This window comes from Bergeriella denitrificans NBRC 102155 (assembly GCF_001592185.1).
Classification (GTDB): Bacteria; Pseudomonadota; Gammaproteobacteria; order Burkholderiales; family Neisseriaceae; genus Neisseria; species Neisseria denitrificans.
The window spans coordinates 1-11,207 of the sequence record NZ_BCWL01000050.1 but is presented as its reverse complement, the minus strand read 5'-3'; the positions used below and the strand labels follow the sequence as shown (position 1 = coordinate 11,207).

Here is an 11,207-nt window from a genome sequence, read left to right as displayed (position 1 = left end):
CATTCTGCTTTTTTTCCGCACACACTCCGCTCATGCCGAAAACATACCGCAAAACCGCCTGGGCCGTATTGGCCGCCCTGACCCTCTCCGCCTGCTCGCTGGTGAAATACCAGCCCGTTGCCGTCATCGACAAAATCGACCTGAACAAAGGCTACCGTTTGGAAAGCCAGCAGACCGCATGGGCAAAAGACGACACCCTCGTACTGCTGATGTTTTCCGGCGGCGGCACGCGCGCAGCAGCCTTGGGCTACGGCGTACTGGAACAGCTCAACCAGCATCAGGTCCATATCGGCGGGCAGCGCAAATCACTGATGGAAAACGTCGATATCGTCATCGGCGTGTCCGGCGGCTCGGTATTGGCCGCCTATTACGCCCTGCACGGTGCCGACACCATTCCGTCGTTTTACAAATACTTCCTGCGCCAAAACTTCCAGCGCATGGTGACCAAACAAGTTTTCTCCGCCGCCAACCTGCCGCGCCTGGCCTCGCCCGAATTCGGACGCGGCGACTTACTGCAGGAGCAGTTTGAAAACCAATTATTCGGCAAAGCCACATTCGAAGATTTGGAAAAACGCCGCAAAGGCCCGTTTGCCATCATCACCGCCACCGACATGGGCATCTCCGAGCAGCTGCAATTCACACAAGACCATTTCGACCCCATGTGCATCGACTTGGGCGACGTACCCATCGCCCGCGCAGTCGCCTCCTCCAGTGCCGTTCCCCTCGTATTCGCACCGCTCACCCTCAACAACAACGGCGGCAACTGCGGCTACACCCTGCCGCCCGATCTGGCCTCAGCCCTAAACAGCGGCACAGACGGCAAACAGCAAAGCAAAACCCACCGCGAAATCATCAAACGCTTCGAACAATACAACGACAGCGTCAAACGCCCCTACATCCACCTGCTCGACGGCGGCCTCACCGACAACCTCGGCATGCGCGTCGTATTGGACATCGTCGACATCGACTCCGGCCGGATGATGAAAAACCTGCAAGAAAAAGGCGTGCGCCGCATCGTCATCATCAATGTCAACGCACAAAACGAAATCAGCAAAGACATCGACCAAAGCGCCGAAGTACCCGGCTTACGGAGCGTCATGAGCGCCGTCATCGACATCCCGATCGACCGCTTCTCACAGCATACCCTGCGCGCCTTCCGCAGCTTTGCCGACAAATGGAACGAAGAACAAAACACCCTACCGAGCGACAAACGCATCAAACTCTCCTTCGTCAGCCTCAACCTGCGCGACCTGCCCGCAGGCAGCCTGCGCGAGACCGTATTAAACATCCCCACCAGCTTCTACCTCCCGCCGCAAGACGTAGACAGCCTGCGCACCGCCGCAGCCGAGCTGATGAAGCACTCCGGCGAATACCAAAAACTGCTGGGCGAACTCTCGGCACGCCCTAACACCGAAGCCCTGTTTACCGACTTACCCGACGAAACCGACCATAACGGGAAAAACGGGCAAACCTCCCAAACTTCTATACCCTTAAACACACCTTAATTCTGATAAAATAGCCGTTTCCCTATTTTTCAGACGGCAGGCCGTCTGAAAACACCGCAAACACCACCCCGCAAAACACACCATGAACAAAAACCAACCCGACACCCTCGCCATCGACCGCCCCGTCCTCATCCCGCCCGGCGGCCATAAAAAAGTCCTGCTGCATTCCTGCTGCGCACCGTGCAGCGGCGAAGTCATGGAAGCCATGCTGGCCAGCGGCATCGACTACACCATTTATTTCTACAACCCGAATATCCATCCCCACAAAGAATACATGCTGCGCAAAGAAGAAAACATGCGCTTTGCCGAGCAGTTCGGCATCCCCTTTATCGACAAAGACGACGATTACGAAAACGACCGCAAAGAATGGTTTGAAAAAGCCAAAGGCATGGAATTCGAGCCAGAGCGCGGCATCCGCTGCACCATGTGCTTCGACATGCGCTTCGAAAAAGCCGCACAATACGCCCACGAGCACGGCTTCCCCGTATTCACCAGCTCACTCGGCATTTCGCGCTGGAAAGACATGAAACAAATCAACGGCTGCGGCCACCGCGCCGCCGAGCCGTACGACGATGTGGTTTACTGGGATTTCAACTGGCGCAAAGGCGGCGGCAGCGCACGCATGATCGAAATCAGCAAACGCGAAAACTTCTACCAGCAGGAATACTGCGGCTGCGCCTATTCGCTGCGCGACACCAACGCCCACCGCAAATCGCAGGGCCGCATTCCGATTAAATTAGGCCGGCTGTATTACGGCGACGAATCCACCGTTTACGAACCGCAGCCGATTAAAATCGACAAATAACACAGGCCGTCTGAAACCGCTTCCCGTTTTTCAGACGGCTTTTTGCGCCAACCGCCCCGAGACCCGCCCGCCATGACCGCCACCGCCCGCCCGTTCGATCCCCTGACCGTACCCGTATCCGGCACCAACCTTATCGAAGCCTCCGCCGGTACGGGCAAAACCTACGGCATCGCCGCCCTGTTTACCCGCCTGATTGTTTTGGAACAGATGCCGGTAGAAAGCGTGCTGGTCGTTACCTTTACCAAAGCCGCCACCGCCGAGCTGAAAACCCGCCTGCGCGCGCGGCTCGACAATGTATTACAGGTTTTGGAACAGAGCGGCGGCGACCCGGAAGCAGCCGAAGCCTGCTGCGCGCGCGAATATCCCGGCGATGCCTTTCTGCCCGAGCTGCTGCGTCAGTCGCTGGCGCAGGAAGGCTGTGCGCGGCTGATTGTGCGCTTGAAAGCCGCCATCGGCCAGTTCGACAACGCCGCGATTTACACCATACACGGCTTCTGCCAGCGCATCCTGCGCGATTACGCCTTTCTCTGCCGCGCGCCTTTCGATGTAGAACTGGCCGAAGAAAGCCGCGAGCGCCTGCTGGTGCCCGCGCAGGATTTCTGGCGCAGCCGCATCAGCAATCAGGCCGACTTGGCGCGTTTGGTCTTCAAACACAGCCAAACCCCGCAGAAAATGCTGGGGCAAATCCAAAGTTTCATTAGCCGCCCGTATCTGGTTTTCAGACGGCCTAAAGCCGATTTGGCCGGCTCACGGCGGCGCGCCGAAGCCCGCTGGCAGGCCGTCCGCAGCCGCCTGCCCGAATTGGAAGCCGCATTCTGGCAGCTCCACCCCGCGCTCAACGGCAACAGCTACCGCAAAAACACCTTTGCCGCCCTGTTTGCCGAATTACACGCCGCCGGAGACGCACTGCCCGCCTACCACGACAAGCTGCCGATGCTGGCCGCCGACGCGCTGGCCGCCAAAGTCAAAAAAGGCCAAACGCCCGACGAACATACCATCGCCGCCCTGCAGCCGCTGGCCGACTTGGGCGAAGCGCTGGCCGCCGCCGCCGAAGCCGAACAAAATACCTTAACTTGCCTGCAGCTCGACCTGCTGGAATATGTCAACGCCGCGCTGGCGGAGCAGAAAAAATCCCGCCGCGAGCGCGGTTTCGACGATTTGCTGCTGGACGTACACGCCGCGCTCACCGATGCGCAATACGGCGGCGCACTGGCCGAAGCCGTCGCCCGCAACTGGCGCGTGGCGCTGATTGACGAGTTTCAAGACACCGACCCGCTGCAATATGAGATTTTCCGCCGGATGTTTATCGAGCAGGCGCGGCCGCTGTTTTTGGTGGGCGACCCCAAGCAGGCGATTTACAGCTTTCGCGGCGCGGATATTTACGCCTATCTGCAGGCCGCCGCCGATGCCGAATCGCGCTACACGCTGGCGGTCAACTACCGCAGCCACGCGAAGCTCGTCAACAGCATCGGCGCACTGTTCCGCCAAAAAACGCGGCCGTTTGTGCTGGCCGACATCGACTATGCCGACGTGGGCGCGGCGCGTCCGGCAAGCCGTCTGAATCCACCGCGCCCTGCCGTACAGGTGCGCTGGCTGCACGGCGGCAGCGGCGAGCCGGTGAACAAAGATATGCTGCGCCAGCACGCTGCCGACTGCTGCGCCGACGAAATCGCCGCCGCCTTAAACGAAGCCGCCGCAAGCCGTCTGAATTTCAAAGAGCGGCCGCTGCAATCGGGCGACATCGCCGTATTGGTCCGCACCCACAACGAAGGCAGCCTGGTCGCCAAAGCCCTGAAAGCGCGGCGCATCCAAAGCGTGCTGCTGCACCGCGAATCGGTGTTTGCCACGGAAGAAGCCGCCGCATTGGCCGCGCTGATCGGCTTCTGGCTCGACCCCGGGCAGACCGAAACGCTGCGTTTTGTCCTCGGCAGCATTGTGTTCCGCTACGATGCCGCGCAGCTTTACGCGCTCAACCGCGACGAATCCGCCCTGCTCGCCTGGATTGCCTCCGCCGCCGAAGCTGCCGATACTTGGCAGCAGCAGGGCTTTTACGCCGCCATGCAGGATTTTTCCGCCCGCCACGGCTTGGAAACCGGCCTGCTCGCCGACGGCTTGGAGCGCAGCCTGACCAACTACAACCAGCTGCTGGAGCTTTTGGCCGCCGAAGACGAGCAGAGCCACAGCCCCGCCGCGCTGCATCAATGGCTGCTGGCGCAAATCAGCCTGGCCGAAGGCGGCAGCGCGGGCGGCGAAAGCAATACCGTGCGCCTGGAGAGCGATGAAGCGCTGGTGAAAATCGTCACCATGCACGCATCCAAAGGCCTGCAATATCCCTTGGTGTATTGTCCTTTTGTTTGGGACGCTTCCGCCATCAAAGCGCAAGAATGGCAGATTTTGCACCGCCCCGGCCACATCACCGAGCTTTTGGCCGACCACCAGCTCGATGATGCCGACAAAATTCAGCTGGGCGATGAAGCCGCCGCCGAAAACCTGCGCCTGCTGTATGTCGCCCTCACCCGCGCCGAGGAGCAGCTGAATATCTATGCCGCCTACTGCGGCGACACCGCCGACAACACGTTTGCCTATCTGTTGGAAGGCCGCGCCGATGCCGACCGCGAAAGCGTCAAGGCCGCCTATAAAGAAAACAAAGCGCCGGAAGCCTTGCAGATGCTGAAACGCAACTGGCTGCGCTTTATCCAAGCGCAGCAGCAAGCCGATACCGAAATCGTGTTCACCGAAGAGACACCGCCCAAAGCGTTGGCCGACAACACGCGGCATATTCAGACGGCCTACCGCGCCGCCGACATTCCGCCGCGCCGCTTCGAGCTGATCCGCCACAGCAGCTTTACCGGTCTCAGCCGCAAGCTGAAAGCCGAAGACACGGCACACGAAGCCCTGCAGCCCGCGCTCGACCCCGGCGAAAGTGCATCGGATGCGCCGCTGCCGCCTGCCGCAGCCGCCAACGCGCCCTCAACGCCCGAGGGCATTCACACTTTTCCGCGCGGCACCCACGCCGGCGTGTGTCTGCACGAAATTTTGGAGCATTTCGATTTCCAAACGCCCGCCGCCGCGCAAAACCAAGCCGCCGCCGAAACCTTGAGCCGCTACGGTTTTGAGGAAAGTTGGCTGGATGCGGTAACGGATACGCTGGATGACTGCCGCCTCACGCCGCTCTCCGGCGCTTATGCGCTGGCCGACATCCCGCCGCGCAACCGCCTGGCGGAAATGGGCTTTACCCTGTATATGCAGGATTTCAGCCTGCCGCGCCTGCGCCGATGGTTTGCCCGCCCCGAGCACGGCCTGCCCGCCGAATGCGCCGATGCGGCAGAGCTTTTGGATTTCAAAACCCTGCACGGCTTTCTCAACGGCTTTATCGATATGGTGTGCCAAGACGCTGACGGGCGTGTTTGCGTCATCGACTACAAGTCCAACCATCTGGGCAACGACCGCAGCGCCTACAGCGTCGATGCAATGAACCATGCCGTTGCCCACCATCATTATTATCTGCAGGCCTTGATTTACGCCGTGGCCGTGGCCCGCCATTTCAAATTGCGCGGGCAGAGCCTGCCGGAAATTTCCATCCGCTACCTGTTCCTGCGTGGATTAGACGGCTCGGAAAACGGCGTGTGGCGCTGGGATATTCCGGCCGATGCGCTGGCCGAATGGGTGTAGCCATTGAAAAGCTGCTTTGCCCCATTCATCTTATCCAACTGTATAAAACCGCAATGAAAACCGCAATTTCGGCTATAATGCCCGCTGTTTGCAGAATCATCAGGCCGTCTGAAAATCCCCGCATCGTTTATTGACCCGATGCCGCACGATGTGTTCAGACGGCATTTTAAGGAAAACACCATGAGAAAACCGCAACGCGGCTACGCCCGCCAAGACCGTGTCAAAGAGCAGATTATGCGCGAGCTGGCCGAGCTGGTGCGCACCGGCCTGAAAGACCCGCGCGCCGGCTTTATCACCATCAACGAAGTGGAAGTCACCCGCGATTACAGCCACGCCACCGTGTTTTACACCGTGCTCGACGACCGCACCCGCGAGATTACCGAAGAGGCTTTGGATCACGCCAAAGGCCATCTGCGCAGCGAGCTGGCCAAGCGCATCAAACTCTTCAAAACGCCCGAGCTGCATTTCAAATACGACGAATCGTTGGAACGCGGCATGAGCATTTCCAGCCTCATCGACCAAGTGGCGGCGGAAAAGCCGGTGGAAGACTAAGCTCCGCTTTCCGCAAAGGCCGTCTGAATAAACCTGCGTTTTTCAGACGGCCTTCGCGCCGTTTCGCCTGGCAAAATGCGGCGCAAGCAAATTCAAATTCACAAGAAACCGTAACACGCAGGCCGTCTTTCACTCTGCGTACCGGCTATGCCTTACCCAAGCAGCCGCCCATCGGCGGCTTCTCTTGCAATACCATCAAAAGGAAAACGATAAACCAATGGCACACAAACACTCAATGCTCCCCATCTGGTCTGTCGCGCTGCCGCTGGCGGCGTGGGCGGGCTATTTTTTCGGTATCGACGGCACGCTGATGCAGCTTGTCGGCGGCGCATTATTAATCGGCAGCGTTTTGTCTGCGGTACACCATGCCGAAGTGGTGGCGCATAAAGTCGGCGAACCCTTCGGTACGATTATTCTGGCGCTGGCGATTACGGTATTGGAGGTCGGGCTGATTGTGTCGCTGATGGTGGCCGCAGGCGGCAATGCGCCGACGCTGGCGCGCGATACCGTGTTTGCGGCGATTATGCTGATTCTGACCGGCCTACTCGGCGGCAGCCTGCTCTTGGGCGGTTTCCGCCACCATGAGCAGTTTTTCGGCCAAAAATCGGTCAGTACCGCGCTGGTGACGCTGATTTCGATTTTGGTACTGACTTTGGTGCTGCCGAACTTTACCACGTCCACGGTGGAAGGGACGTACAGCGACAGCCAGCTGGTGTTTGTCGCCGTGGCCTCGCTGGTGCTGTATTGTTCGTTTATCGCCATGCAGACCGTGCGCCACCGCGATTACTTCCTGGCCGATGACGATGACGAAAGCCATCACGCCGGGCCGCCCTCTCTTGCCGTGGCCGCGACTTCCCTGCTCTTGCTGGTGGTGTGTCTGGGCATTGTGATTCTGCTGGCCAAGGCGCTTTCTCCCGCCATCGAAGGCATGGTGGCCGCCGTCGGCGCGCCGCCGTCTCTGGTCGGTGTGATTATCGCCGCCGTGGTATTGATGCCCGAAGGCTTGGCCGCGCTCACCGCCGCCCACCGCAACCGCCTCCAAACCAGCGTCAACCTCGCGCTCGGCTCCGCTTTGGCCAGTATCGGCCTGACCATTCCCGCGGTGGCCATCGTCTGCCTGATTTACGATATCGACGTGGTGTTGGGTTTGGATACGAAATCCATGATTTTGTTGGGCTTGAGTACGTTTACCGTCATGCTTTCGCTCAACCAGGGCCGCAGCAATATGCTTTACGGCATTGTTTTGCTGGTGAACCTGGCCGCGTATATTTTTACGATTATCGTGCCTTAACCACAAGGCAAGCCGTCTGAATATCCCACCGTTTTTCAGACAGCCTGAGACCTTTGCAAAAAAGTTTGGGCTTCCGGTGACGTCATTAGCTGCGCAAGTCCGCTTCCCCCGCGCAGGCGGGGGAAGCGGACTTGCGCAGCTAATGACGGTAGAGAGGTTTTCAACGTATTTTTTGGAATTTTGCAACGGTCTCGGCCTAATCACTTTCGGACTTCCCATATGACCCGACCAACCAAACGCGCCGTCAACGGCGTGCTGCTGCTCGACAAGCCGCTCAATCTTTCCAGCAATACCGCGCTGCAAAAAGCCCGCCGCCTTTACCGCGCCGAAAAAGCGGGGCATACGGGCGTGCTCGATCCGCTGGCGACCGGCCTGTTGCCCGTCTGCTTCGGCGAAGCCACCAAATTCGCACAATACCTGCTGGATGCCGACAAGGCTTATACCGCCGCGATGAAGCTGGGCGAGGCCAGCAGCACCGGCGATGCGGAAGGCGAAATCGTCGCCACCGCCCGCGCCGACATCAGCCGCGAAGAATTTCAGACGGCCTGCGCCGCGCTGACGGGCAACATCCGCCAAGTGCCGCCGATGTTTTCCGCGTTGAAACACGAAGGCAAACCGCTTTACGAATACGCGCGCCAAGGTATCGTCATCGAACGCAAGCCGCGCGACATCACCATTTATTCGATTGATATTGTCCGGTTCGACGCGCCCGAAGCCGTGATTGACGTGCGCTGCAGCAAGGGCACGTATATCCGCACCCTCGGCGAAGACATCGCCAAACACATGGGCACGTTCGCCCACCTCACCGCGCTGCGCCGCACCGAAACCGCCGGTTTCCATATCGGCCAAACGCATACTTTGGACGCGCTGGAAACCTTAGACGAAGCCGGGCGCGACGCGCTCCTGCTGCCCTGCGACGTATTGGTGCGGCATTTGCCCGAGCTGGTGTTGAACGATAAAGCCGTGGACATGTTGAAATTCGGCCAACGGCCGCAATTTAAGGCGGACATCGCGGCCGATGCGCCCATCCGCATTTATACGGAAAACGGCGGATTTGTCGGCCTGGTGGAATACCAAAAAGACATAGGCCGTCTGAAAGCCCTGCGGCTGATGAATACCGCGCGCTGAGCCTGCCCCTGCCGTCTGAAAACCACATTTTTCAGACGGCTTGCCGCCCCCGCGCGGCCATATCGACCTGTCGGATAAGTTGTGAAATAATCCCCTACATGAAGAAACTGACGACTCAAAATCTCCATTCGGTTTTAAACGAGCATATCGGCGAAGCAGATTTCGTATCCGTACTCAACGCCCTTATCCGCTTTTTACGCGCCGGCGGCCGGAAAAACGCCGCCGCCCGCTTCGACCATATTCTCCACACCTTCAAGCAGGACGAAGCGCTTTGCCGCCGCTTCAGCGAGCGCTTTTACCGCTGGATGACCCAAATCCACGTTTACCCCGCCTTAATCAAACTCGGTATCTTCTCGCGCAACAGCTTCGGCCGCGAGATGATAGACCGCATTTACGAGCGCTTCAGCCCTTCGTATAAAGATTTGAACAACTTATTGGAAGTGTTCCTTTACCTGTTCAATTCCCAATACGACGACCGCTGGCTCTCCACCATCAGCCTGCGCCAATGGCTGAATTTTTACGAACTCATCCAGCGCCACACCGCCGAGCCTGTTTTGCAGACGGCCTCGCGCCAGCTGAGCGAATCCCGCATCCGCGCCATTGAAATTCTCGCCATCTGGGTGGCTTCCGAAGCCCTGCAGCCCGAATTTATCCGCCTTGCACCCAAGCTGCTTGAAGCAGATTCCGCCTTTGTCGGTCTGCAGCGCGAAACCGCCAAGCTTGTCGAATACTACCGCGACGGCGGCCAAAGCTACGACACCGCGCATCTGGAAGTAATGTTCGACCAATGCCATACCCAAGTCGTCTATCTGCGCCGCCGAGGCACCGGCGCCGGCTCCGGCTCGTCCATACAGGTTGCCCACCTGCTCGAGCGCCTGCAGCAGACCTTAGGCCGTCTGAAACTGCTCATCGACCTGCAAACCCAGCAGGAAAACAGCAACCGCCTGGTGATTAAGCTGATGAACTCCATGATTTACGCCGCCGTGGAGCAATACAGCACCCAGCATCTGCGTAAAAGCAGCATCCGCATGCTCACCCGCAGCATCACTGAAAATACCAGCAACCACGGCGAACACTACATCACCCGCAACCGCAAAGAATACCTGAATATGCTGTATTCAGCGGCGGGCGGCGGCGTGGTCATCGCCCTGATGGCCCTGCATAAAATCCACATCACCGGCCTCGGTCTCGGCGAATTTGCCACCGCATTCCTCTCCGGCCTCAACTACGGTCTGGGCTTTATGCTGATTCACATTCTGCACTTCACCGTCGCCACCAAGCAGCCCGCCATGACCGCCGCCAGCTTTGCCGAGCAGGTCGAACTCAACGAGCGCGGCCGCGCGGTGGACAACAAACTGGCCAAGCTGCTGATTGACGTATGCCGCTCGCAAAGCGTCGCCGTATTCGGCAACGTCGGCGTGGCCGTATTGCTGGCCGGCATCATCGCCGCCAGCTACGCGCTGCAAACCGGCCATCCGCTGCTCGATGCCGAAAGCACCGCTTACCAGTTCAAATCCATAGACGTGTTTACCCAACCCACGCTCTGGTATGCCGCCATCGCCGGCGTGTGGCTCTTCTGCTCGGGCATTATCGCCGGCTTTTTCGACAACCGCGCCGACTATCTCGACCTGCGCCGCCGCTTAACCATCAACCCCCTGCTGCGCCGCCTGCTGCCGGCCAAAGCCCGCAGCCGCTTCGCCGTTTACCTGCACCAGCATTACGGCTCCCTGATGGGCAACTTCATCTTCGGCATGCTGCTCGGCCTGACCGGCTTTTTCGGCCACCTGCTCGACTTGCCGCTGGACATCCGCCACGTTGCCTTCTCTTCCGCCAACCTCGGCTATGCCGCCATCAGCGGCGAAGTCGGCGTGATTGCCTTTATGTACGGCATGTTCGGCGTACTCGCCATCGGCACCGCCAACCTGCTTGTCAGCTTCACCCTCGCCCTCTTCGTCGCCCTGCGCTCGCGCGGCACGCGCCTGGGCAGCCTGAGCAATATTTTGAAAAGCATCTGGCTGCAGGTGAAAACCAATCCTTTACAGCTGGTTTACCCCCCGCAGCCCGAAAAAGCCGAAGACAAAAACCCGGGCGAGCAGAAGCCGCAATAAGCCGTGCGGCAGCAAGCGGAATATCTGTCGCCCAAATCATTTGGCTAGAAAAAAGCCGTCTGAAAATCTGCATTTTCAGACGGCTTTTTTTCCCTTAAACTGCACTACGAATTTATAGTCAATTCAAAACAAAATGATACATTCAA

General features: G+C 59.0%; 7 protein-coding genes. All 7 read left to right on the top strand.

All coding sequences use genetic code 11. The features are described 5' to 3' along the window. Positions 1-32 precede the first annotated feature (32 nt). The 7 genes from BDE01S_RS04515 to BDE01S_RS04485 all read left to right on the top strand — a co-directional run bounded on the left by BDE01S_RS04515 (position 33) and on the right by BDE01S_RS04485 (position 11,061). On the top strand, positions 33-1,505 hold the full coding sequence (locus tag BDE01S_RS04515) for a patatin-like phospholipase family protein (protein ID WP_066077897.1): 1,473 nt from the start codon (positions 33-35) through the stop codon (positions 1,503-1,505). Positions 1,506-1,587: 82 nt separating this feature from the next. Beyond that, positions 1,588-2,310, top strand: a complete 723-nt coding sequence (locus BDE01S_RS04510; protein WP_066077895.1) for an epoxyqueuosine reductase QueH — start codon at positions 1,588-1,590, stop codon at positions 2,308-2,310. 72 nt (positions 2,311-2,382) lie between these two features. Beyond that, the gene (gene recB, locus BDE01S_RS04505; protein ID WP_066077893.1) at positions 2,383-5,982 is read left to right on the top strand and encodes an exodeoxyribonuclease V subunit beta; all 3,600 of its coding nucleotides are present in this window, start codon (positions 2,383-2,385) and stop codon (positions 5,980-5,982) included. Positions 5,983-6,162: 180 nt separating this feature from the next. Further along, the gene (gene rbfA, locus BDE01S_RS04500) at positions 6,163-6,534 is read left to right on the top strand and encodes a 30S ribosome-binding factor RbfA (RefSeq protein WP_066077891.1); all 372 of its coding nucleotides are present in this window, start codon (positions 6,163-6,165) and stop codon (positions 6,532-6,534) included. Positions 6,535-6,751: 217 nt separating this feature from the next. Continuing rightward, positions 6,752-7,825, top strand: coding sequence for a calcium:cation antiporter (locus BDE01S_RS04495; protein WP_066077889.1), 1,074 nt, complete (start codon positions 6,752-6,754; stop codon positions 7,823-7,825). Between the two features lie 219 nt (positions 7,826-8,044). Continuing rightward, positions 8,045-8,953 carry a tRNA pseudouridine(55) synthase TruB gene (gene truB, locus BDE01S_RS04490; RefSeq protein WP_066077887.1) on the top strand — a complete coding sequence of 303 codons (909 nt, stop codon included), beginning with the start codon at positions 8,045-8,047 and terminating at the stop codon, positions 8,951-8,953. 98 nt (positions 8,954-9,051) lie between these two features. Further along, a complete protein-coding gene (locus BDE01S_RS04485; protein ID WP_066077885.1) occupies positions 9,052-11,061 on the top strand; it encodes a site-specific recombinase in 2,010 nt (669 codons plus the stop codon). The last annotated feature ends 146 nt before the right edge of the window (positions 11,062-11,207 follow it).